19 protein-coding genes and 1 pseudogene are annotated in these 23,626 nt (G+C 37.6%); 13 read left to right on the top strand and 7 right to left on the bottom strand.

The window, feature by feature from the left end:
- Positions 1–147: 147 nt before the first annotated feature.
- Positions 148–1,299, bottom strand: coding sequence for a phosphotransferase (locus tag ACY3XC_RS10685; protein ID WP_464868538.1), 1,152 nt, complete (start codon positions 1,297–1,299; stop codon positions 148–150).
- Positions 1,300–1,511: 212 nt separating this feature from the next.
- Here ACY3XC_RS10685 and ACY3XC_RS10680 point away from each other — a divergent pair, with 212 nt between their 5' ends.
- The 3 genes from ACY3XC_RS10680 (at position 1,512) to ACY3XC_RS10670 (ending at position 3,772) form a co-directional block, all read left to right on the top strand.
- Complete coding sequence (locus tag ACY3XC_RS10680; protein WP_464868537.1) at positions 1,512–2,087, top strand: TetR/AcrR family transcriptional regulator; 576 nt, start codon at positions 1,512–1,514, stop codon at positions 2,085–2,087.
- A 457-nt stretch (positions 2,088–2,544) separates the two neighbouring features.
- Positions 2,545–3,339: an MFS transporter gene (locus ACY3XC_RS10675; RefSeq protein WP_464868536.1), complete on the top strand. Its 795-nt coding sequence runs from the start codon at positions 2,545–2,547 to the stop codon at positions 3,337–3,339.
- 13 nt (positions 3,340–3,352) lie between these two features.
- Positions 3,353–3,772 (top strand): hypothetical protein, encoded by a 420-nt coding sequence (locus tag ACY3XC_RS10670; RefSeq protein WP_464868535.1) that lies wholly within the window; start codon positions 3,353–3,355, stop codon positions 3,770–3,772.
- Positions 3,773–3,898: 126 nt separating this feature from the next.
- Here the strand turns inward: ACY3XC_RS10670 and ACY3XC_RS10665 are convergent, their stop codons facing one another.
- From ACY3XC_RS10665 to ACY3XC_RS10650, 4 genes and pseudogenes are all read right to left on the bottom strand, one after another.
- Complete coding sequence (locus ACY3XC_RS10665; protein ID WP_464868534.1) at positions 3,899–5,002, bottom strand: GerAB/ArcD/ProY family transporter; 1,104 nt, start codon at positions 5,000–5,002, stop codon at positions 3,899–3,901.
- Entirely contained in the window at positions 5,002–6,081 is a 1,080-nt protein-coding gene (locus ACY3XC_RS10660; protein WP_464868533.1) for a Ger(x)C family spore germination protein, read from the bottom strand. Before ACY3XC_RS10660 ends, ACY3XC_RS10665 begins: the two co-directional genes overlap by 1 nt.
- A pseudogene (locus tag ACY3XC_RS10655) lies at positions 6,071–7,585 on the bottom strand (spore germination protein). The gene ACY3XC_RS10660 and the pseudogene ACY3XC_RS10655 overlap by 11 nt, the downstream one beginning before the upstream one ends.
- A gap of 140 nt (positions 7,586–7,725) precedes the next feature.
- The gene (locus tag ACY3XC_RS10650; protein ID WP_464868532.1) at positions 7,726–8,217 is read right to left on the bottom strand and encodes an Rrf2 family transcriptional regulator; all 492 of its coding nucleotides are present in this window, start codon (positions 8,215–8,217) and stop codon (positions 7,726–7,728) included.
- 200 nt (positions 8,218–8,417) lie between these two features.
- Between ACY3XC_RS10650 and ACY3XC_RS10645 the strand changes: the two genes are divergently transcribed.
- Complete coding sequence (locus tag ACY3XC_RS10645; protein WP_464868531.1) at positions 8,418–8,855, top strand: carboxymuconolactone decarboxylase family protein; 438 nt, start codon at positions 8,418–8,420, stop codon at positions 8,853–8,855.
- A gap of 49 nt (positions 8,856–8,904) precedes the next feature.
- Complete coding sequence (locus ACY3XC_RS10640) at positions 8,905–9,381, top strand: DinB family protein (protein ID WP_464868530.1); 477 nt, start codon at positions 8,905–8,907, stop codon at positions 9,379–9,381.
- Positions 9,382–9,725: 344 nt separating this feature from the next.
- Here ACY3XC_RS10640 and ACY3XC_RS10635 read toward each other — a convergent pair whose 3' ends face one another.
- On the bottom strand, positions 9,726–10,940 hold the full coding sequence (locus ACY3XC_RS10635) for an amidohydrolase family protein (protein WP_464868529.1): 1,215 nt from the start codon (positions 10,938–10,940) through the stop codon (positions 9,726–9,728).
- Between the two features lie 6 nt (positions 10,941–10,946).
- The gene (locus ACY3XC_RS10630; protein ID WP_464868528.1) at positions 10,947–12,035 is read right to left on the bottom strand and encodes a hypothetical protein; all 1,089 of its coding nucleotides are present in this window, start codon (positions 12,033–12,035) and stop codon (positions 10,947–10,949) included.
- A gap of 200 nt (positions 12,036–12,235) precedes the next feature.
- Here ACY3XC_RS10630 and ACY3XC_RS10625 point away from each other — a divergent pair, with 200 nt between their 5' ends.
- The 8 genes from ACY3XC_RS10625 to ACY3XC_RS10590 all read left to right on the top strand — a co-directional run bounded on the left by ACY3XC_RS10625 (position 12,236) and on the right by ACY3XC_RS10590 (position 23,540).
- Positions 12,236–13,954 (top strand): sigma-54 interaction domain-containing protein, encoded by a 1,719-nt coding sequence (locus tag ACY3XC_RS10625; protein ID WP_464868527.1) that lies wholly within the window; start codon positions 12,236–12,238, stop codon positions 13,952–13,954.
- 205 nt (positions 13,955–14,159) lie between these two features.
- Positions 14,160–15,266 (top strand): DUF917 domain-containing protein, encoded by a 1,107-nt coding sequence (locus ACY3XC_RS10620; protein WP_464868526.1) that lies wholly within the window; start codon positions 14,160–14,162, stop codon positions 15,264–15,266.
- Positions 15,250–16,794 carry a hydantoinase/oxoprolinase N-terminal domain-containing protein gene (locus tag ACY3XC_RS10615; RefSeq protein ID WP_464868525.1) on the top strand — a complete coding sequence of 515 codons (1,545 nt, stop codon included), beginning with the start codon at positions 15,250–15,252 and terminating at the stop codon, positions 16,792–16,794. The genes ACY3XC_RS10620 and ACY3XC_RS10615 overlap by 17 nt, the downstream gene beginning before the upstream one ends.
- A 51-nt stretch (positions 16,795–16,845) precedes the next feature.
- The gene (locus tag ACY3XC_RS10610) at positions 16,846–18,162 is read left to right on the top strand and encodes a purine-cytosine permease family protein (RefSeq protein WP_464868524.1); all 1,317 of its coding nucleotides are present in this window, start codon (positions 16,846–16,848) and stop codon (positions 18,160–18,162) included.
- 32 nt (positions 18,163–18,194) lie between these two features.
- Positions 18,195–19,289: a DUF917 domain-containing protein gene (locus ACY3XC_RS10605; RefSeq protein ID WP_464868523.1), complete on the top strand. Its 1,095-nt coding sequence runs from the start codon at positions 18,195–18,197 to the stop codon at positions 19,287–19,289.
- Positions 19,289–20,869 carry an ROK family protein gene (locus ACY3XC_RS10600; protein ID WP_464868522.1) on the top strand — a complete coding sequence of 527 codons (1,581 nt, stop codon included), beginning with the start codon at positions 19,289–19,291 and terminating at the stop codon, positions 20,867–20,869. Before ACY3XC_RS10605 ends, ACY3XC_RS10600 begins: the two co-directional genes overlap by 1 nt.
- A 217-nt stretch (positions 20,870–21,086) precedes the next feature.
- Entirely contained in the window at positions 21,087–22,388 is a 1,302-nt protein-coding gene (melA, locus tag ACY3XC_RS10595) for an alpha-galactosidase (protein WP_464868521.1), read from the top strand.
- A 192-nt stretch (positions 22,389–22,580) separates the two neighbouring features.
- Positions 22,581–23,540 (top strand): SGNH/GDSL hydrolase family protein, encoded by a 960-nt coding sequence (locus ACY3XC_RS10590; RefSeq protein ID WP_464868520.1) that lies wholly within the window; start codon positions 22,581–22,583, stop codon positions 23,538–23,540.
- Positions 23,541–23,626 lie beyond the last annotated feature (86 nt).

Genomic DNA, 23,626 nt, shown 5'->3' with positions numbered 1-23,626 from the left:
AATTTGGTTGGTGCCTGTGCACTTTTTATTTGTGAAATAAAAGAACTCGGAATAATTATTGACAATTGGAATGATGCTGGTAAATCTCTTGCGGTTTTATTGGATTAACTTAATCCAATAGAACCTTCCCCATGTTTTTTTGAATTATTAACTATTTACGTCTAACAAATTAGTAGTACAAAAAGTAATCAATTTGTTTTTATTATCCATAATCCAATTGCAGCGTTTCGCCGATTTTTGAATATATTCTTTAACGATATCAATGGTGCTAATCTGATCCAAATAACGACCCAGAAAATGAATGAATACATCGAGACTTCTAAGTTGGATGAGGACAGGAATGGCTTTGATTTCAGCTTCTGTCAATTTTATGGATTTTCCATAACCTGAAAGAAATGCATTAATTTTTGCCCAAGTATTAGTTTTTTCTTCGCAAGGTTCGATGAAGTCTGATAAGCAAACAGCCAGTTCCATCACCCGTAAATCGTTGGTAACAAATTCAAAATCGAGAACAGCTGATACAATCCCATCTTCATTGACCAGAATGTTGGACGCGTTTAAATCGCCATGAACAAGTTGATGAGGCAATTGCCTTAATCTAAAAATTTGCTCCATAAAAGAGGTGAGCTGATCATAAATAACTTGTAAATCAGTAGTCTGTTCCGAAAATTCTCTGGTGGGGTTTTTGCAAAAGCTCAAAACTTCCTGTAAAGAACAACTAGGATGAGTGTTTTCAATCTCATAATAAGGGTTGTAGGCAGGTCGTTGATTGATTTGAACATTTGCTAGCGAAGCTGACAATTCAGCAGCAGTTCTCCCGTAAGAATGAATTTCTGCCATTTCACCCAGAGCAGAGTTTACTCCATCCAAGTATCGAAATAAACTGGCAATCTTACCATCCATGGTTTGTACAATCGTTTTTCCATCACGTGATCGTACAGGCTGAGGTATTGAAAAAGTTAGAGGCATTTCCGCTAAAGCAACGAGTATTGTATGCTCATACATTACCTTTTCTTCATCCTGATGGGTTTCGTAAACGCGGAGGACATATTGATTATCATCAACACGGACAAATCGAGTCGTATTGTTTGCACCACTTTGCCCAACCCATGTCTCCCAGCTTCCTGCGGGAAAGTATTGGACAAGTACTTCATCTATGTATAAATTCTTTTGTAAGTTCATAATAGTAGTCCTTTGCTTTTTTGATGTATTTGATGTAAGTATATCATGCGCGACACAATAGGGTCGGTTCTCTTGGCTCAAGTTACATAAAAAGTGGACCAATAGAACTCTCCCCATGAACTCCTTTTCTTGTTATCCTAATGGTCAGGATAGTAGAATAATACTATGTTATTATATTTATCACAGCTAATTGTAATTGAATGACAAAAATCAGTATTTTTATTTGATAAGTATCTTTCGTAGACGCAGGTTAGAGGACTTAGAGGTCCTCGTAAATATTTTAATGTAATAGTATCGCTGGTACCACATATTAAGGAGGTAGGATTGAAATGGCACGGAAAAAGGAATTCGATGAAGATGCTGCTCTGCTTAAAGCCATGCAGTTATTTTGGGAACAAGGTTATGAAAAGACATCCATGCAGGAACTGGTGTCGCATATGGGGGTTCATAAAGGAAGCATGTATGATACTTTTGGCGATAAAAGATCCTTGTATGTCAAAACATTGAAACGTTATAGTGAAATGTTGGAGGAATTGGTTAACGAACGTATGTCTGATATCCGTTCGGCTAGGGAAGCAATCCAATTGTTGTTTGAAATGGCAATCCAACAACAAAAAGAGTTTCCTAGGGGTTGCTTCCTAGTGAATACGGCTGTTGAGTTGGCAAAACATGATTCTGAGGCAATAGATTTGGTTCATCTGAGATGGACCTCATTAGAACAGTTAATACGTAATCTTATTGTGGACGGCCAACAATCGGGAGAATTTTCCAAGAAACTTAATGCGGAAGGGATGTCTTATTATTTTCTTAATGCATTAATAGGACTGCGCGTGATGGTTAAGACGATAACAGACAGGGAAAAATTACACCAAATTATTAAAATGAATCTGTCGGTATTGGAATAGATGCAACAATTACTCTATAGTGCTTATTAGACATCAAAAGAACCGTAAGGCGACCATGCCTTACGGTTCTTTTTCAAAAATGTAAAAATCGTCCTTGCATTTAAGAATGAACATTCAAAAATAATTTTTTACCGAACGTTCCTGAATGTGCTAAATTATTTTCGAAAAGAGCAATTATTGAGCTATCTTGGACAAACTGATTGGAATTATAAAGTTAAAATTTAAGTAGATTTGATCAATACAGGAAAATCAACCTGAATGAAAGATTGCTCAATTTGGGAATACTTTCATCCAAATCGAACAGGAAGGTTAGTCAAAGAGCTGTTTTTACAGCTCTATTTTATTTGATTCCGTAAATTTAAGAACGAACATTCAAATTAATTATTGTCCGTTCGTTCTTGAATGTGTTAAATTTGCTTTGCATCGATGTAAATTAACTTTGAAAGAAGGAAACAGAATGAAAAGGATGCTTTGGATCATTTTAATCATGTCATGTTGTGCCACGTATATTTCATCGTTATTCCCTTTATATAGTGAGCATTATCAACTTAATAGTCTCCAAATTACCATCCTATTTGCTATCTATGCAGCTTTCTTAATTCCTACCTTGCTGATAGTAGGTGCTAGGGGGAGTGACTGGGGATTAAAAAGCGTAGTCCGTTTTAGTATATTGATCTCAATCTTATCAACATTGATTTTTATTATGAGTCATGCTGTCTGGATGCTCTATGTAGCAAGAATATTAGAAGGCATTGCGTATGGCGCTTTTACAGGTACGGCCAGTGTTTTCTTATTAAAGCAAACACCTCAAGATAAAGTGAGTACGGCACTTAAACTGTCAGGGATAACAGTAAACATTGGTTTTGGTCTTGGTCCGGCTATCTCCGGCTTAATTGTACAGTATGTGCATTTTCAGACGCTTCATTTGCCATATTGGTTTCTACTCATTATGTTATTGAGTTCCTTGGTAAGTCTTGAAATGTTACCAGAGCAAAAGGATACCCAAGGGCAAAAACAACCAGTTAAAACGAAGATTTCGTTCGATGTTCCAAAGAATATTCGGTCCCATTTTTGGTCAATGATTGGACTTCCGATCTTTACTGCTTTTACGTTATGTGGAATTGTATTCTCTCTTATTCCTTCTTTCACTAGAAATGTCATTCACACAGATAATCTCTCTATATCCGGATTGTTAATATTATTGCTATTAGGTGGGGGCGCCCTAGTGCAGTTCTCACCTTGGCCGTCGTAACCCTATTACCCGGATGCGTCTTGGTATCCTGTTTCTTGTTCTTGGTTCATGGGTGACCGTTTTCTCCGGTCAGACAGCAAATTTATTCTTACTTTGGGCGGGAATATTCATTCAAGCCATTGGCGCAGGATGGACGTTTCAAGTTGCCTTGAGATTTTCCGGTGAATTACCAAAACCGGAAGAGCGCCCCCGAGTGATAACTGCATTTTATTTATGTGCATACACAGGATTTATTGGTCCGGTTGTTGGTGTAGGAGTTCTGACTCAATTTTTAACTATCAACCTATCGTTGATTGTGTTAAATCTGATTGCTGCGCTTATTGTGATTTATGTTTTATGTTACTCTGTGAAGTTTAATACGGATCTGGTTGAGGAGGGGATCGGCGCTACCATTATTTCTAGTAGGGGGGGTGAAGAGAGCTATAAAAAGTGAACCATGATGCCTGAATATCAGACACAAAAAAATTTATGTGTCTGATATTCTTTTTTTTAGAGGAAATGATTTCCTTATCTAACTCCTAGCCGGCAATTGAAAAATGGTACAAGAGTTTGTTATGCACTAAGCACTAGTTCTCTTATTCTTTAGTAATCGATCTTTCATTAGTTTTATAAGAAAAAGGAAAGGAATGTATAAATAGATAAATACAAATCCGACTTTAGAGGCAATATTACTTATCATGTCTACGCTTTCAAGATCTTTCAACATTATCGAAGCTATCATGACTAAAAGAATTAATACTACTAATGAACCCCTTGGTGGAATTGAGAACGTTCTTTTAATGATTCTTGTGCATGCCCACATGGAGATACACATCGGAGGAATGATGACCAATAACCAAATAAAAATAAATATATATTCAAACCTCTCCAAAAAACTAAAGTGGACGATTTTCACCATCATGAGCGTAGCCCATGGGAGTTGTTCAATCACATCTTGATTAAAATAGAGAAATGATATAAAGGTTACGATCAGGTAAACAACAATGGTATAAAAATTCCCAAGGTAGACCCATTTAGGTATTTTCGATGAGTCCTTGATAAATGGGTAGTACATTAAAACCCATTCAAAACCGAGAAAAAGTAAAGTGGAAGCCTTTGCTGATAAGAGTAAATCACCTATAGAATGACTGAAAACGGGCAGTAAATAAATGTAGTTCATATGCTTGATAGGGAAGTATACTAGAATAAATAATAAAGATGGTAAAATAACTCCCCAAAAGCTGAAACCTGTTAAAATACGGAATCCACTGGATACGATATAAAATATTAGAACACCGAATATGATACTAAGCTGCCAGGTTTTAATGGTTGGATAAACCCATGTTTGTATAACGACAATATACGTTCGAAAAACAGTTAAAGAGGCGAGCCAAAAGTAGCCTAAAACTAAAAGGGATAGTGTGCTTCCGGCTATTCGTCCAAAACAGTGTTGGTGGACCGCTACTAAATCGTTATGTTTGGAATCTAACATTTTAAAAATAATGTACAGGATTAAATGTATGGAAACTCCTGACATAATCAATGAAATCCAGGCGTCTTGTTCAGCATGTTTACTTATTTGGGCTTGGTATTTTAAAATGCCAATTCCGGTTTGTGAAGCGTGAACTAAAAAGAAAGCAAAAAAAGCAGAAACTTGAAATTGTTCTTTTACTTTAACGCTCACTATTTTCCAACTCCAGCTTGTCTAATAATAATGTTCGTACTAACATCAAAGGACATTCTAGGATAAATATTTTTATAAAAGTTATCCTCAGACCAATTGTTTTGGCTAATTTTATGTATTCTGCCAAGCCCAATAGGATCTACATTTTGGGCTTGAAGATCTTTTAGGAGTTTTGCTGCATCCCAGGAAATTGATTGCTGTAATTCTTTTTTAATGATTTGAAAATCTTTTTTATTTTCAACTGTCATCCAATCCGGTAAACCTCCAAGTTCTACATTCAGATCCAAAGTGACTTTTACCTTATTGATATTGTTTTCATTCAATATTTTAATTTTATGCTTTCCATATAGTAATCTTACTCCTACGTAATCGCTACGATCATTCTTGGTAAGTTTTAAATTATATACCCCCACTTTATTTCGATCTGTCAACAATTTTAATAAAAATGCCTCTTTGGTTGGTATCGTGTATTTTAATTTATCCTTTTTAAATATGCCCACGCCATCCACTTTCACTTTTCCGCCGGAGTCTACCGTGAGAATGGGAAAAGACATATCAATCCCACTTCCAAAAAATTGATCATACGTGGTATGGATGTTCGATTCCGGTATACCTTCGTTTGTAATGCTTTGTTCGATTAAATTCATTAAATAAAGTGGACGCTCTTTTAGAGTTTTTTTGAGTATTTTGCTAGGGGAATCATTTGAAATGACAATCCTGACAAAGCCAACTTGAGGGTCTTTGCAAATGGTATCCAGAACTTGTGCTAAACCATGTGTACTTAATTTATTTCCAAAAATAATTACCCTTAACTGTCCCATTTCTACTCTAAATTGTGACTTATAGCCAAGCTCTTCACGTAAACTCGAAGGATTAGTTCCAAGTGCAGAAATTAACGAAGATTCCTTACCTTGTTGATAATCAGGATAGACAACAAACCCTTTTAACATTTTCTTCTCTCTATCAAATCCAATATTATGCATTAAAGAAACCTCATCAATAATATTCTGAGGTACACATCCGGACAGGAGTAACAATAAAACGACAAAACCTATTTTTACAAAAGTTTTATTCGTCATTAATATCCTCCTTCTTCTGTTTTTTCTTCATTAGTGAATATTTTATTGTATCTTTTGCTTTTAAAAATTCTGGCCTTTTGTTTGTTTCACTATAAGGCGACCGAATAAAACTATCTTTAAAATTATTTCGCCGAAACGGATACAAAGGAACCATGTAAGGAGTATCAAATGATTTTAGCTTAAATAAATGACATAGTAAAACTGCAAAACCTATCATAATTCCTAACCCGCCTAGTAATGATGACAGAATGATAAAGGGAAATCTTAATAATCTTATTGTGTTGGACATAATGATTGTTGGTGTAGTGAATGATGCTAGTGCGGATAAAGCGACGATAATTAATAAAATATTACTTGTCAGTGCTGCAGCAACTGCAGCCTGTCCAATGACAATACCACCAACAATTCCCAATGTTTGCCCTACCTAAGTAGGCAATCGAGCTCCTGCCTCTCTTAATAAATCAATGGTCATTTCTAAAAAAAGAACCTCCAATAACGGTGGAAATGGAACGTTTGCTCTGGACTTTATGAGCGGACCTAGTAAATCCGCGGGAATCACCTCAAAGTGAAACGTCACAACCGCGACATAAATAGAGGAAGAAAAGATTGAAAAGATTATTGCAAATATACGTACTAACCGAAAGAATGTTCCAATAACCCAATGATAATAATAATCTTCAGGTGAGATAAAAAAATCGAGTATAGTAGAAGGACCAGCTATTGCAGATGGTGAACCATCACTAAAAATAACTACTTGGCCCAGAGAGAGTGTATAAGAAATTCTATCTAGCCTCTCTGTAGATAGGTAAAGCGGAAAAGGAGTATTAGAGTTATCTCTTATTATTTGGTCAATAGCAGAAGTATCCCAAATAATATCAAAATCTATTTCAGAGAGTCTTTTTTTTACGGTTTCTATATGTTTTTCATTTGTTATTCCATCTAAATACACAATGGTAACCCTAGTTTTTGACAATGTGCCTAGAACAAACTCTTCTGTCGTTAATAATGGTGATTTTAACTTACTTCGAAGTAGGAGAATATTCGTATCAAGATTCTCAACAAACCCTAACTTTGGCCCTGTGACACTAAACTCATTTTCCGTTTCATTCGTTTTTCGGACCCCTTCAGATAAATTACTAACGTTTATCAAAAGACATTCTTGAGAGTTATTTTCAAAGGTAATGAGTACATATCCCAGATGAATTTTCTCTTCGATTTCTTTTACGTCCTGCGTACGAATTACTTCTTCAAGAGGAAGATTATCTTTAAAATTATCAACATCAAAAGATTGTTCTATCTGTTCTTCACGCTCATTTAAATAGGGAAGAAATACACGTTCCATCTTATTGTGGTCGATGAGTGTAGTGAAGTATAGGATACATATTCGGACTCCGGCAGCCTGTTTTTCTATTTCTTTAAAATCAGATGATTTCTTTGCTCTTTTCACTATTTCTCCAAGGGTTTGATTCTCAGCAGGATTTTGATTATTGTTTTTCATTAACATAAACAAATGTACTCCCTAATATGTCGTCAATCTTATTATTTTTCTAACTTATAATAGTATTCACTTTCGCGTTTTTATTATTGCCATATAAAAAACCTCTCGCTGGATTCTGTTAGTGTAAGAATCTCACGAGAGGTTTTTTACATATTGTTTTTTGAAAAAAATTTCCGTGAACCTTCACGTACTTGTTCAGGCAGTACATTATTTAGCTCTTCATTTAACCAAGCAAGTGTTTTACTGCGCAAGAAATCACGCATTTTTTCCTCCGCAGAGAGCATCACTAAATTGATGGTGCAAAAAGAGGGAGCGGTACAGCAGTTTTCTCTATACAAATACCCATTATCTTTAATATTTTTACATTGAAAAATTGGCTTAGGCCCTTCAACTGCTTCCACTACATCCCAAAAAGTAATTTCTTCTGGAGATTTAGCAAGTCTATAACCACCCTTAACCCCGGGAACTGAACTGACAATACCCGCCTTCGATAATTTTGTGAAAATCTTTGAAAGGTATGTATCTGAAATTCCTTGAAAAAAGGAAAGCTCCTTTATTCCAGTGGAAGAATCCTCAGGAATATCAATTAAATAAACGAGGCAATGAAGTGCATATTCAACGCCAATACTATACTGCATACCAACACCTTCTTCATAAATAAAAAGTAATTCCTTCCATTTATCTTAGGAATGTTTTATTTCTTTGTCAAATATAGTTTTCTATCAACTAAGGGTCTTTTTCGGAGGGTTGACATAATTTAATAACCGTCATATTATAGATATAGTTAATCGTCGATTAACGTTGTCGCCAATTAAAACATCAACAGGAGGTAATGATCGTGGAACAGCGAATCAATTACTACAATGAAGCACCGGAAGCACTAAAAATTATGATGGAAATGGAAAAATATACAAAAACCACTGGTTTAGACCGTAAACTTCGTGAGTTGATAAAAATTAGAGCTTCTCAAATAAATGGGTGTGCTTATTGCATCAATATGCACACTGCTGATGCTAGAAAAATGGGTGAGACCGAACAACGGCTATTTTGTCTTAGTGCCTGGAGAGAGTGTACATTTTACACAGATGCAGAAAAAGCAGCACTTGAGCTTGCAGAGCATGTGACATTAATTGCGACAAAACGTGTTCCGGATGAGTTATATCAGCGAGTGCGTGAACACTATGATGAGAAACAGTATGTGGACCTCATTCTATTAATTAATCAAATAAACAGCTGGAATAGAATTTCGATTGCAATGGGAAATATAGCTGAATAGTAAAGAGTGTAGAGCAATAAAAAATCTGATTGGAAAAGGGGACTTAAACATGACTGAAAAAATGATTTTTGATCTATTTGAATATGCTCGCAACGCTACATTAAAGGCGGCACAAGACATAACGGAAGAAAATGCGGACATTATCCCAAATGGATACCCTAATTCACTACGCTGGCAGTTGGGTCATATTTATGTTGCTGTTGAGAGGATTGTCTTTCACTTTTCAAATGAAATTCCAAATTTGCCAGAGGGATATATCGACTTATTCAAATCCGGATCCAAAACAACCGACTGGAATCTCACTCCGCCTACTATAGAGGAGATTCTTCCATTACTTTCAAAACAATTAGTACGTGTGAAAGAAACGTTTGCCGGAAGACTAAATGAAAATGTTGAAAACCCATTTACTATAGGATCATTAAAATTGGAAACCATCGGTGAACTCCTTTCCTACGCTACATTCCATGAAAATGAACATCTTGGCACCATTAAAAGCTTGAAAAATGCTCTTAAAGCGGAAAAATAGATTTCAAGCAGAGTAAGGATTCACTTGAAACTTTATTAATAAATTCATATTCCAGATAAAAAGAAGCTTCATCAAGAGTATGTTGCTGCAAGAGAGAGAGTTATGAAAACAAGCAAAGTTTTTGCTTGAAAAAAGTGTCAGGTACCACCAAATTTGGGTGGTCCTGGCACTTTTTATTGTAATAAACCGTACTGTTTGTATAATAAACCGTACAGTTTAAACAAAAAACCATACAGTTTCTACAAAAAAGGGTACAGCTTTAACAAAAAACTATACAGGTTCAACAAACGGAAAAACATGCCAGGCACCTTCAAATTTTGTTGGTAGGTTACTGGCACGTTTTTTTATTTTCGAACTATCACCTTAACACCCTTATAAAAAACGTTTTTTATCTGATCAATCTCTGTAATTTCTAGTCCAGGAATACCTTCAGATACTAAAAAGTTTGCTTCTAAACCTACTTCTAGTCGTCCGAAACGATCATCTTTTCCTAATAGTCTAGCAGGATTATCAGTTAAAAGCGCTAGAATCTTATTTTCATCATAATGATGTTTCTTTAACAACTGCATAGCTGGCTGCGCGATTAGCATTAGAACATCAGGGCCTTGTAATGTTTGATCATGAAAGGGGAGCCATGAAGTTCCCGGGTATGGTGGAAGATAGGAATCAGTTGAGATTGATACTGGAATGTCTTTTTGCATCAATTTGAGAATTTCCTCTGGAGAGTTCGGCCGTAGATGTGTACCGCCCATTGGAGTGGCGACAATTTCAGCTCCTTGTTTTGCAGCAATGTCAATTTGTTCATCTGTTATTCCATGTGCATGGTGCAAAACATCGATTCCTGCCTCTAAGGCTAGATTGATACCTTGCTCACCTGCAACGTGAGCGCCTATTCGTTTTCCTAATCGATGATAGATTTTTACAATCTTTTTTAACTCCTCGAGTGTGTAGATGATCTCTCCAGCCCGCGGTACTTCTTTTTCGGTGAAATTTGCTGGTGTGGCATTGATAAAGATATTTTCACCAGGATAGTCACTTTCAAGTGCAATCATCTGCACTAAAACCGGGTCAGATAAATCGTATTGTGTAACAGCTCGCGATTGTGAGATGGAAGTAAAATGAGCCAAATTTTCGAAACCAATCGAAATGCTAGTTGTTGCAAAGGAAACATCGAGTGGTATATCTTGAACGGCTTTTTGATAATCTTCCTTTGAAAAATCGCATAGCGGATGACCGCAGATTTGCTCCCCAAGTGCCGTGATCCCTGCTGACAATGCTTGAAAGAGAATCGCTTTTCCAGCCAAAAAATGAGTTTGAGGCGTCACCGGATAAAGAGAGGTTGGAGCAAATTCTAGTAAGTGAGTATGACAATCTACTAATGAAGGTGTAATTACATAGTTTGAACAATCAATCAAAACGGAATCCGGAAATTTCTCCTTCAAACTATCCCAGCTGCCAATCTCAGCTATTTTTCCATTTTCAATAACCATTGCGCCATCTTCCAACGTCCCTAACTGACTGACAGTTACTAACCTTTTACTTCGGATCAAGTAGTTCATCAGTCATCACACCAAAAATGGAGTTAAAAAATATCCCAATACACATGCCGTAATAAATCTTAAAACCATGCCAATAATCGCTGCCTCTAACGTTTCTCTCTCATTTAAACTAGATGTTTCAGCCCAGGTGACAGGCACCTGGCCAAAGATGACCGACAATGGCAGTCCAGAATTAGCTATAACAAATGAGCCTACAATTAAACGTGGATCAATGGTACTCGAGAGTTCCGCAAGCTGAGCAACCGCGAGTGTCGGAGCAGCAAGTATGGACACAATACCGGTAGCTGGTTCGATACTTAAGAATGTAAGAACTGAGGATAAGCTAGATTCTATAAAACTCCAAACACCTATGAATTTTAAGGCTCCGATAAAGAAAAAGACAGCTGCAACGGCTGGAATAATAATTAAAAACAGCAGTTCAACGCCTTCTTTAGCGGAAGAGAAAATTGTTTGCAGAAATTTTGTAGTAGGTGTAAAACGCGGCAGTTCCTCAAGCTCCACTTTTTTTGTATCTCGGTAAATGGTTCTAGATAACAGAAATGGGACCGCAATGATTGGGACAAAAATAGATAAGATTACGAGTGGAAAGGCATTAATACTAAACGCTGATAGTGCGATGAGTCCTAACACAAAGGTTGCAAAGGATTGTGGAGATTGAATCATCGTCGCTACCGCAATTTTTTGCTCAGCCTTGGTTGCATTTGCTTTGACAAGTATAGGTCCAGAGATTTTTCCAGCAGCGTTAATATCACCAAGGATGTTGTATACGCTTGGAATGATGACGGATGGATTGATTTTGAACCACTTCATAATGGGAACAAATAGTCGAATTAACCCATCCGTAAAGCCTAATCGCTCCAATAGGCGTCCAACAATAACACTTACAATAATGGCAATCCCAACTTCACTTGTCAGAAATATATCTACGACAATTGGTTTAACTTCCTTAATAATCGTATCAAACAGGCTAGACAATGAATTAGGAGCGAATAATAGAAGAATCAATGATCCAAAGACTAACAAGATGCCAATCACTTCAAAAGTCTGCCATTTTGACCTAGAGGACTTTGTGATGGATGCTTGTTCCTTCTCCATAATACGACCTCCTGCCATTTTTAAATCATCCTATGTTAAGAGGAAAAATAGGTGAATGTCAGGCAAAGAATTTATAAAGGAAATCGTTCTATCTAGGGTGTTACCTTACTTTAGTTTTGAATTTAAAATTCTTATTGTTTAGAATAGAAGGAATTACTTTTTATTAACATCAATAAAAGCTAGATGATTAGGTGGTACATATGTATAAAGAAATGGAAAAGAAGGATATGGAATGGACTATATCCAAGATTATGGAGCCATATCCCATTAAAATTGAGGTAGTATTTTTTGATCAATTACACCTAAAATGTCCTATTCTCAATAAAGTTAAAAAGACAGGTATGGATGTTTTTGTTACAAAAAGAATAGAGCATACGTGTGAAACATGTTTATTAACAGAAGTTGGTCAAGCCCAAAACATTATGATTAAAGCTATATTTCAGGATAGAAAAGTAATAGGAGTACTTTTAGCTGTGTCAGTGAAAGGTCAGGATGAATGGTTAGTTGATAACTGTAACAAAATGGAACTGCAGCTAGATTTTTGCAGGGAATGGATGAGTAATAAAATAGAAAATGAAGGATTAAGAAAAGAAAACCATTCAATTCTAGAAGAAATGAACGGGGTTTTTTCATTAATTGAGGATCCACTGCTAATTGTCGGCTTAGATGGAACGATTCATAATATCAGCAATAGTGGAAGTTTGAAGTTTAATAAAGCTCGAACCGTTTTAATGGGTGAGAATATAAGTGAAATCATCCCTCAAGCTGTTTGGTTAGAAATGAGAAATAAGTCGAAGCAGCAAGAATGGAGGATTTCTTATCCATTAACGAGCGGGAAACAAAAGGAATATTCAGTAAGGGTAAATCCTTTAATGGCGAATGGGGAGATTGTCTCTCTTCTTCTCCATTTAACTCCTTTTAAGGAGTCGAAAAAGAAGGTGAATGAGCGGCGGGTTCTTTATAACTTTAATGATGTCAAAGGAACGAGCGAGTCGATTCAAAATGTCATTGATATTGGAAAAAGAATTGCTCCAAGTGATACGACCGTTCTATTAAGAGGAGAGAGTGGAACGGGAAAAGAAGTATTTGCCCAAGCTATTCACTCTGCTAGTCCTCGGAGGGAAGCTCCTTTTATTGCTCTAAATTGTGCTGCCATTCCAGAATCCTTACTTGAAAGTGAGTTATTTGGACATGTAAAAGGCGCATTCACTGGTGCGACCAGTGATAAAGCGGGAAGGTTTGAGCTTGCCGATGGTGGAACGATTTTTCTAGATGAAATCGGTGACCTTCCACTTCCTTTACAAGCTAAATTACTAAGGGTAGTCCAGGAAAGAAAGATTGAAAGAGTTGGGGATACAAAGAGCACGCCGGTGAATGTTCGGATCATAACGGCAACTCATCGTAATCTAGAAGAACTTGTCGCAAATAGGGAATTTCGAGAGGACTTGTATTACCGGTTAAATGTTATTCCAATTATGATTCCACCTTTGAGAGAACGAAGAGAAGATATTCCCATTCTTATTGATTATTACTTAAATAAAATTTCTATGGAGTTAGGGCGTTCACCGAAGAGGTTATCAGAAGTGGTCATCGAAAATTTACTTAGATATGTATGGCCAGGAAATATAAGAGAGCTTCAAAATGTTGTACATCATTTTGTACAATTAGAAATTGGTGACTTAGTGACAATTGAAAGTATGCCGAATTATTTTGGATTAGAAGATAAAAAAGATCACATAATGGAAACAGAGACTGTTCTGGCACGTAAAACAACCAATCGTAAAGATGAAAAAGAAATGATTATCGAACTATTAGACCAATATGGCAGAGATACGAATGGGAAAAAGAAGGCAGCAAAACATTTGAAAATAAGTTTACCAACATTATATCGAAGGATTACTAAATATAAAATAAAGTAGAAATTGATAAAAGTTGAGAAAGGATGAGAAAAATTGAGTAAAGATGAGAATAATTATGATTCGTGCTATAAATTGCCATTATCATTATCAAGATTATTCTAATAATTTTTAATATTGAATTTTAAAAATCCTTCTATCCTCTGGTTTCAGAGGTTTTATTTTTTTGGCACGGTACTTGCAATATAAAAAGAAAGGGGAGCAGTATATGTCATGGCAAATTAAAAAACAGGATATTCCATTAGTAGCATTGGGGGCAAAATTAATTGCCTGTGGAGGTGGTGGCGATACAAAATCCATTCAGAATCTAATAATGTCGATAATGAAAGACGAAGAGTCGATCACAGTAAAGACAATTGTTGATTTAGAGGATGAATGGATTGTAGGAACTGGGATGATGGGCTCAACAATTTTTTATAATGAGAACATTCCAACAGGTATACAGGGAAGTCGAGCGTTAAAGGTATATGAGTCCATCATAGAACAAAAGATTGGTGCCATCATCCCTGTTGAAATCGGGGGAGTAAACGGATTAGAACCGTTACTGATGGCCTATCAGAACAATTTGCCGGTAGTCGATGGAGATGGCATGGGAAAGGCATTTCCAGAATTATCAATGACAACCTATCATCTCAATAAGATTCCTGTTTCACCGATGGTCCTTGAAACTCATGATGCATACACAGTTATACAGGGAAATGAAGATATTCAAATTACATCTGAAAAGACAAAGAATTTTATTGCGAAAAGCGGCGGGTATGTTCATTTTGTTGGCTTTGGTTCAAACGCTAGGAAGATGAAAACATCAATGATTTCAGGTTCCTTAAACTTAATTTATCGCTTAGGGTCAGCTTTAATGAAAGAAACATCGGTTAGTGAAAAAAGGATAGAAATGATGGCAGTCTTTGAAAACTCACTTTATGGAAAACCGATATCTATCATCACGGGTGTCATAACAGAAGTTAGCAGATGGTTTGAAGAAGGGGCATTGATCGGGAAATTCACCGTAGAGGGAAGGTCGTCTCATTCCAATAAAAGAATGGAAATAGAGTTTAAAAATGAATTTATTGCGATTAAAGAAAAACTATATCGTTGCATGACGCCTGATCTAATTCTTGTATTGGATGATGAAAAATTTAGCCCCTATAATGTTTCCGAAATACAAGTAGGCTTGGCAGTAACAATATTTGCTGTTCCAGCACCCAATATCCTCCGGACAAAGGATATGCTTGAATTGGTTGGCCCTGAAAATTATGGTCTAGCTGTTACCTATCAACCATTGCAAGGAGATCAGTCGCATGAAGCTTGGAATTGACGTCGGAGGTACCAATACAGATGCTGTTTTAATAGGAAGCAACGGGAAGCTCCTTTCTTGGAATAAACAATTAACCTCCAAGGATATTATTTCGGGGATTGAGCAAGCAGCTAGAAAAGTAATTAGTGAGGCGGGTATAGCACCGAATGAAATTGAGGGTGTTTTTGTTGGAACCACTCATGTTCAAAATGCACTTTATCACCCAGTACAACTCTCGAAAACAGCGTTAATTCGGATTATGAAAAAGCCGACACTTCTTAAACCAGGTCTATTTTGGCCAGAACATCTTAAAAAATATATAGGTAATGTCTTTCATATTACTAGTTTTTATGAAGATCTAACTAAAACGCCAGACCCTGGGGAGATGGACAGGCTTTACGAGCATATTCAAAAGGATAACATTGAGTCTATCTGCATTGTTGGTGTAAACTCACCACTAATTGATACGGAAGAACGATACCTTCGAGATGATTTAAAAACACAATTTCCTGAAATTCCGATTACCATGTCCCATGAATTGGGGGTAATGGGTTTTGTAGAAAGAGAAAATGCTGCCCTTTTAAATGCTGTTTTCTCAAAAGTTATTCGTCAGGCAATGATGGACTTAACAGAATTATTTAAAAAGCTTTCCTTACAATGCCCATGTTGGTTAACCCAAAATGATGGTTCTCTGTTAGAACTTCAAGATGCAATAGAATATCCCATTTTCACAATTGGATCTGGAGCAACAAATAGTTTCAGAGGGGCAAGCATCATAAGTGGTTTACAAGATTGTATAGTTGTTGATTTTGGGGGAAGTACGATAGAAATCGGGAAAATTCGAAATGGCCAGCCGGAATTGACTGTGGGTTCAACCTCTTTTTTAAACATCGATGTCAATATGAGAGTTCCGAAAATATATTCATTGCCTTATGGAGGCGGAAGTCTGATTTCGCTGGATAATGAAGAAATACAAATAAAGGCAACGATTGCTAGTGACCTTGAACATCAAGGGATTTCTTGGGGAGGAGATTCCTGGACTGTAACAGATTCATTCTTTGGGATGGATCTGGATTCATTATCAAACGAAAAGATGACTTCTAACTGGCTAAAGAAATTAACATATGAAGATTGTCAGAAAGTCGTAAAAAAGGTGACCCAGGAGATAAAGGAAAAGATTACCCGTTTAGAGCTAAATAGTGAAGGACTTCCTATCGTGTTGGTTGGCGGGGGAAGCACATTAATTGTGAATCGGTTATTCGGGAAATACAAAAGGGTTATTCATCCATCAGGTCATCATATAAGTAATGCCATTGGTGCCTGCTATGCTCCCCTTAGTGCCCAAACGGACAAAGTTTTTTGGTTAAAAAATCAAACGATAGAGGAAATCATTGAGCTTGAGAAAGAAAAACTATTTAAACAGCTCTTCCTAAAAGGTGCAAAAGTGGAGAGCATTAAGGTGGTTTCAATCGAAGAGTTCCCGTTTGATTATTTTAAAGGGGAAGTATTAAGGATTCGCATAAAGGCTTTGGGAGAATTGCAGATTTAACTCTGTTGGCTATGATCATGAAGATAAAAAAATCGAGTAGGAGTGATTATATTGGAAAACAAAAAGGTCTTGGGCGATGATTACTCCTTATCACGTGTTCCGCAATCTGCGCGGCAATCATTGTGGAGTATCACAATTGTACGGGTTGGTGCCCTTGCAACCATTTCACAGTTCATATTAGGTGCGGCATTAGGATACGGAATGACTTTTTGGGAAGCTTTTTGGGCTACGATGTTCGGCAGCGTAATTTTACAGGTCATTAGTTTTCTTTTAGGTTATGCGGGGGCACGTGAAGGTCTTTCGACGAGTCTATTAGCACGATGGACCGGATTTGGACGCTATGGTTCAAGTATTATTGGGGCCATCATTGCAATTGCATGTATCGGTTGGTTTGGTGTACAGAATGGGGTTTTTGCAGATGGGCTCGTTCAGGCAACAAATGGTAAGTTAAGTCTTCCAGTTGCCGCAACGCTTACGGGATTAGGCGTAACCATCCTTGTTATTTTTGGATTTAAATTACTAAGTGTAACAGCAACCATTGCTGTACCTGCATTTCTTTTAGCTGTGGGAGTAGGAATTTATCAAGTTCTTAGTAAACATTCTCTTTTCGATTTAACAACTACTGCACCTGCAGGTGATCCATTAACAATGGGTGTAGCTGCTACTATGGTTGCTGGTGGTTTTATCATAGGAGCGGTCATCACACCTGATTTCAGCCGCTTTGCTAAAAGTGGAAAAGATGTTTTTTGGATGACGATGATTGGGACCTTTGTTGGAGAGCTAGGTATTAACATGATTGCTGTGCTTATGGCACATGCGGCTAGAACAAATGACGTGGTCAGCATTATGGTGCAAACATCAGGCTGGCTAGGGGCGATTGTAGTTGTCTTTTCTACGATTAAAATCAATAATTTAAACTTATATTCTTCATCTCTAGGTTTTACAAATATTTTTGATACTGTTTTTAATATCAAGTTAAATCGCGGGGTGGTCACACTTATCATCGGGGTAATTGGAACCGTGCTCTCAGTTTTGGGTATTCTAGATATGTTTGTCGGCTTTCTCATTTTACTAGGTGTTTTTATTCCGCCAGTAGCAGGAATAATGGTAATCGATTATTTCATTTTAAAAACGCATCGAAAAGCACTAGATGAAAGCAGGGCCAATGGAACGTTGCCTGCAGAAGTTGAAAAAATGAGTCCTGTGACATTAATCGCATGGGGAGCAGGATTTGCAGCTGGATATTTCGTGACAGCTGGTATTCCATCAATCAATTCACTGGTAGTAAGTGCAGTTGTTTATTACTTCGGTTCAAAAATCTATATAACAATGAGAAACAAAAAGGCTGGAAATGGGATAGCTGCCTAATAAATTTTTGGAATTTTGGAGGTTTTTAGATTATGAGAAAAATAGGAAAACAAGAAATTGAGGATATAGCAGTAGGAGCAGCCCTGCTTGGTACAGGCGGCGGAGGTGACCCGTACATTGGGAAACTTATGGCACTTCAAGCCATTGAAGAATATGGAGAAATCACTTTATTAGAAGGTGATGAGGTACCGGAAGACGCATTAGTTGTCCCTTCATCCATGATGGGAGCTCCGACTGTCATGCTTGAAAAAGCACCGAGTGGAGAAGAAGCAATTGAAGCCTTTCAAAAACTTGAAGAATATTTAGGGAAAAAGATTTATGGAACGTTTCCGATAGAAGCAGGAGGAGTGAACTCAATGCTTCCTTTTGCCACAGCTGCAAGATTAGGTTTACCTGTCATTGATGTGGACGGAATGGGCAGAGCCTTTCCAGAGTTACAAATGGTAACATTTTATTTAGATGGCATTTCAGCAACACCTGGAGTGATTTCCGATGAGAAAGGGAATACGATGTTGTTATCAACGATTAATAATGTTTGGACCGAGAGAATTGCTCGTGCAACAACGATTCAAATGGGTGGTTCGGTTATGTGTGCCATTTATCCGATGACTGGTAAGCAATTGAAAGAGAGCGGAATAAGCGGTATCTTGAAGCTCGAAGAAGAGATTGGAAAAGCAATTAGACTTGCAAAAGTAAACAATGTAAATCCAATCCAAGAAGTATTGAAAACCGTTGGTGGATTTGAATTGTTTAGCGGAAAGGTTAGTGATATTAACCGAAAAACAGAAACAGGTTTTGCCAGAGGTGAAGCGAAAATTGAGGGGCTCAATGAGTATAAGGGTGAAACGCTCACGCTAAGCTTTCAAAATGAACATTTACTTGCTCAGACAGAGCAGCGACTTGTTTGCGTCACACCTGACCTTATTGCTGTACTGGATGCGGAAACGGGTCTTCCGATTACAACAGAAGGTATACGCTATGGTGCACGATGTGTCGTGATAGGAATTCCATGCAATCCGAAGTGGAGGACAGCTAAGGGGATTGAAACAGTAGGTCCAAAATACTTTGGCTATGACGTGGATTATGTTCCAGTTGAAGAGCTTGTAGAGAAAGGAGAGGCTTTATAATGAGTATTTATCGTATTGGAATTGATGTTGGGGGAACACATACAGATGCTGTACTTTTAGACCAGCATAATCAGGTGGTTTCAGAAACGAAATCAGCGACGACTGAGGATGTAGCGACTGGTATTTACAATGCTATGAAAAAAATCATTGACGAAGCGCAGGTTCCTCGTGACCAAATTAAATACGCCATGCTTGGTACCACTCATTGTACCAATGCAATCGTTGAACGGAAAAGATTGAATAAAATTGCGGCAATCCGGATTGGTGCACCTGCTACCTTAGCTGTGAAACCCTTGATTGGTGTTCCAGATGACCTTCGTGATGCACTTGGCAAGCATGTTTATCTAATCCGTGGAGGACATGAATTTGACGGCCGAGAAATTGTTGACTTAGATGAAGAGCGTTTATACGAAATTGCGAATGAAATCAAAGGGAAGGTAGATTCTGTCGCGATAACTTCAGTTTTTTCACCCGTGACGCAATCACATGAGCAAAGAGCTGGTGAAATTTTACGAGAAGTACTTGGTGAAGATATCGCTCTTTCTTTATCCTCAGAAATTGGTTCCGTTGGATTACTAGAAAGAGAAAATGCGACGATCTTAAATGCCTCCGTTGTAAATGTGGCGAAAACAGCGGCTGATGGATTTATTAATGCACTAAAGGCAGAAGGGATTGACGCGAGAGTATTTTTCGGACAAAACGATGGTACGCTTATGTCTGTCGATTACGCTGTCCGATATCCCATTTTCACTGTGGCATGCGGACCAACGAATTCTTTACGCGGAGCATCCTATTTGAGTGATCTAAGCGATGCGATTGTAGTCGACGTTGGCGGGACAACCTCAGATGTTGGGGTTTTAGTACAATCGTTCCCTAGAGAATCTTCATTAGCTGTTGAAATTGGCGGTGCGCGTACTAATTTCCGCATGCCTGACCTTGTTTCCATCGGACTCGGGGGAGGTACGATTGTAAGAATTCAAGAAAATGGTGAATTCTTGATTGGACCAGACAGTGTCGGATACCGACTTCCTGAAAAGGGATTAATTTTTGGCGGAGATACGTTAACAACAACCGATGTTGCTGTAGCCCTTGGGAAAGTTGAATTGGGAGATGCTTCAAAGGTGGCACATCTAGATAAATCGTTGTTGGAGAAAATTTATCAAAAAATAGTAGAGATGGTAGAGGAAGCGATTGATAAAATGAAAACAAACGCAACTCCTGTCCCTGTTATTTTAGTTGGCGGAGGGAGCATCCTGTTCCCAGAAGAATTAAAAGGAGCTAGCGAGGTGATTCGACCAAAACATTCCGGTGTAGCAAATGCAATTGGTTCAGCCATTTCACAGGTTAGCGGCCAAATCGAAAAGGTATATACACTTGATGTGATTGGAAGAGAAAAAGCCTTAGAAGATGCAAAATCAATCGCTATGAATGAAGCCATCAATGCGGGAGCAAATCCTGAATCACTGGTTATTGTTGATATTGAAGACGTTCCACTTGCCTATATGCCAGGAAACGCAACACGAATCCGTGTCAAAGCGGCCGGTGAATTAGCACAATTTAAAACACATGAGTTCGTTTGATTCATATTTAAAGAATGAGTAAGGAATCCGGTTACGATCATCGTAACCGGATTTTTTTATATAAAGAGTGTAGAAGATATGGAGGATGATAAAATAACTTTCCCACTTTATTGATGCTGCTTTCTGCAGATAATTGAAATGACTTAAGTAGCAAGGAAATAGACTAGTAGTGAACGAATAGTAAAAGAGAGCTTTTACACAGGAAGGATGTTGTAGTATGTCAAAAATTACGTTTTTAGGTGCAGGTAGTACGGTTTTTGCGAAAAATGTGCTGGGTGATTGTATGTTTGTCCAAGCCTTAGCGGGATTTGAATTTGCTCTTTATGATATCGACGAGCAGCGGTTAAAAGATTCAGAGAATATGTTGACGAATTTAAAAAATAATTACAATAAAAATATTACGATTAAATCGTATGTTAATAGAAAGGAAGCCTTAAGAGGCGCAAAATATGTCATTAATGCCATTCAAGTCGGCGGTTACGAGCCTAGTACTGTAATTGATTTTGCGATTCCAAAGAAATATGGTCTTCGTCAGACGATTGCGGATACCGTAGGGATTGGCGGGATCTTTCGTTCACTTAGAACCATTCCCGTCATGCTCGATTTTGCCAGGGATATCGAAGAGGTTTGTCCAGATGCGCTGTTTTTGAATTATACCAATCCCATGGCAGTGCTGACTGGAGTGATGCTCCGTTACACGAATGTGAAAACGGTAGGGCTGTGTCATAGCGTTCAAGTATGTACACAGCACCTTTTTAGAGATTTGGGAATCGACCATGAAGGAATTGAGGAAAAAATCGCGGGGATCAACCATATGGCATGGCTCCTAGAAGTGAAACGTGATGGCCAGGATTTATACCCAGAAATTAAGAAACGTGCAAAGGAAAAGCAAAAATCAAAGCACACAGATATGGTGCGTTATGAGTTAATGGATAAATTCGGATACTATGTAACGGAATCCTCCGAACATAATGCGGAGTATCATCCCTATTTTATCAAGAATAGATACCCAGAGCTTATAGACAAATTTAATATTCCATTGGATGAATATCCTCGTCGCTGTGTGAAACAAATGGAAGGCTGGAGAACGATGAGGCAGCAGATGGTGAATAATAGTAAACTCACACATACCCGGTCTCGAGAATATGGCTCAAGAATAATAGAAGCCATGGAAACAAATGTACCATATAAATTTGGCGGCAATGTTCTAAATAGTGGACGGTTAATCAGTAATCTACCAGAGAAAGCCTGTGTAGAAGTGCCTTGTGTAGTCGATAGAAGTGGAATCATGCCTTGTTATATAGGGGATTTGCCAGAACAGTTAGCAGCACTTAACAGAACCAATATCAATACACAGCTCCTAACCATTGAAGCCGCCATCACCGGGAAAAGGGAAGCCGTTTATCAAGCCGCGATGTTGGATCCACATACAAGTGCAGAGTTGTCCATCGATGATATTATCTCACTGTGTGATGACCTCTTTGAAGCACACGGAAGCTGGATTCCTCCATTTTCATAAATAACAATTGAGGGGGAGGTTTTTCACGCTTCGGTTAGTTAACGAAGAAGCATGAAAACAGTCCCCCTTTGATTTCTAATATTTGTTGTCTTTCGGAATGTTGCCTCCCATGATAAAATGAATAACTATATATTACTAAGATGTTATTTTCTTAGATTATGAATTTACAAAAGTAATAGGTGTGATGGAATTTTGCAGAGAAAAAAAACAACGATGATGATGATTATAGGCAGTTTGTTAATTATGAGTTTTCTTCTATTTTTATTTCTGCCAGATCGTGAACAAACAGAGGTGGAAAGTGTAAAGGCGATCGCTTCTGTTAATCAAGACCAAACCGAAAATACAGGAGAAACTGCTGCTGAAAATGCTCCAGTAGTTGAAAAGGCACAAACAGAACCGGAAGACGCAAACGATAAACCTATAAAGGAAGATATTAAGGCGAAGGTCAGGGAAGTAGTGGAAATTGCATTAGATTTCTTTAAAAAGAATCAAAAGATTGTGGCAATCGGTGATTCTCTAACCGAGGGGGTTGGAGATGAAACGGAGAATGGCGGCTATGTCGGTATCCTTAGTCACACGTTTGAAGACCATAACCTAAATGTCAAAGTAGAAAACTTCGGTAAAAAAGGAAACCGGTCAGATCAATTACTAAAACGGATGGAAAATAAAGAGATTGCCTCTGCCATTAAGGAGGCTGACATGGTGCTAATCACAATTGGTGCGAATGACATTATGAATGTACTAAAGTCCAATTTTATGAATGTGACAATGGAACCCTTCCAAGTGGAGAGGTTGAAATATATGGAGCGATTAAGAGCCATTTTTGATAAAATCAATAATCTGAATCCAGATGCCCAAATTTATCTAATTGGGTTTTATAATCCGTTTGAACGGCACTTTGGTGAAATAAAAGAACTTGGAATGATTATTGATAATTGGAATGATTCTGGAAAATCTCTTACAGAAGAATACGAAAATGTAAGATATATTCCAACAAAAGACTTATTCAGTAATTCAAATGAAGACTTATTGGCAGAAGATGAATTTCACCCAAATACAAATGGCTATAAACGAATGGCCAAGCGAGTTTTAGAATATTTGAAGGAATTCAATAAAGAAACCGAAATCGACAAAGTCGAAGTAGCATCATGATGCTTGGATGCAGTGGGGACGGTTCTCTTGGCCTATTTGACCAAGAGAACCGTCCCTATGGACTTCTGGTTGTGGAGTAAAGGATT

The sequence above is a fragment of the Bacillus sp. CZDM1 genome, assembly GCF_055502545.1.
The sequence above is the reverse complement of the archived record's forward strand: the minus strand, read 5'-3'. Positions and strand labels throughout refer to the sequence as shown.

Bases quoted from the DNA above. Each gene is read 5' to 3' on its own strand.
- ACY3XC_RS10600 (WP_464868522.1), top strand. From the start codon at position 19,289: ATGAGTATTTATCGTATTGGAATTGATGTTGGGGGAACACATACAGAT.
- ACY3XC_RS10660 (WP_464868533.1), bottom strand. From the start codon at position 6,081: ATGACGAATAAAACTTTTGTAAAAATAGGTTTTGTCGTTTTATTGTTA.
- melA (WP_464868521.1), top strand. From the start codon at position 21,087: ATGTCAAAAATTACGTTTTTAGGTGCAGGTAGTACGGTTTTTGCGAAA.
- ACY3XC_RS10605 (WP_464868523.1), top strand. From the start codon at position 18,195: ATGAGAAAAATAGGAAAACAAGAAATTGAGGATATAGCAGTAGGAGCA.
- ACY3XC_RS10620 (WP_464868526.1), top strand. From the start codon at position 14,160: ATGTCATGGCAAATTAAAAAACAGGATATTCCATTAGTAGCATTGGGG.
- ACY3XC_RS10685 (WP_464868538.1), bottom strand. From the start codon at position 1,299: ATGGGGAGAGTTCTATTGGTCCACTTTTTATGTAACTTGAGCCAAGAG.
- ACY3XC_RS10650 (WP_464868532.1), bottom strand. From the start codon at position 8,217: ATGCAGTATAGTATTGGCGTTGAATATGCACTTCATTGCCTCGTTTAT.
- ACY3XC_RS10670 (WP_464868535.1), top strand. From the start codon at position 3,353: ATGCGTCTTGGTATCCTGTTTCTTGTTCTTGGTTCATGGGTGACCGTT.
- ACY3XC_RS10640 (WP_464868530.1), top strand. From the start codon at position 8,905: ATGACTGAAAAAATGATTTTTGATCTATTTGAATATGCTCGCAACGCT.
- ACY3XC_RS10625 (WP_464868527.1), top strand. From the start codon at position 12,236: ATGTATAAAGAAATGGAAAAGAAGGATATGGAATGGACTATATCCAAG.
- ACY3XC_RS10630 (WP_464868528.1), bottom strand. From the start codon at position 12,035: ATGGAGAAGGAACAAGCATCCATCACAAAGTCCTCTAGGTCAAAATGG.
- ACY3XC_RS10675 (WP_464868536.1), top strand. From the start codon at position 2,545: ATGAAAAGGATGCTTTGGATCATTTTAATCATGTCATGTTGTGCCACG.
- ACY3XC_RS10635 (WP_464868529.1), bottom strand. From the start codon at position 10,940: ATGAACTACTTGATCCGAAGTAAAAGGTTAGTAACTGTCAGTCAGTTA.
- ACY3XC_RS10615 (WP_464868525.1), top strand. From the start codon at position 15,250: ATGAAGCTTGGAATTGACGTCGGAGGTACCAATACAGATGCTGTTTTA.
- ACY3XC_RS10680 (WP_464868537.1), top strand. From the start codon at position 1,512: ATGGCACGGAAAAAGGAATTCGATGAAGATGCTGCTCTGCTTAAAGCC.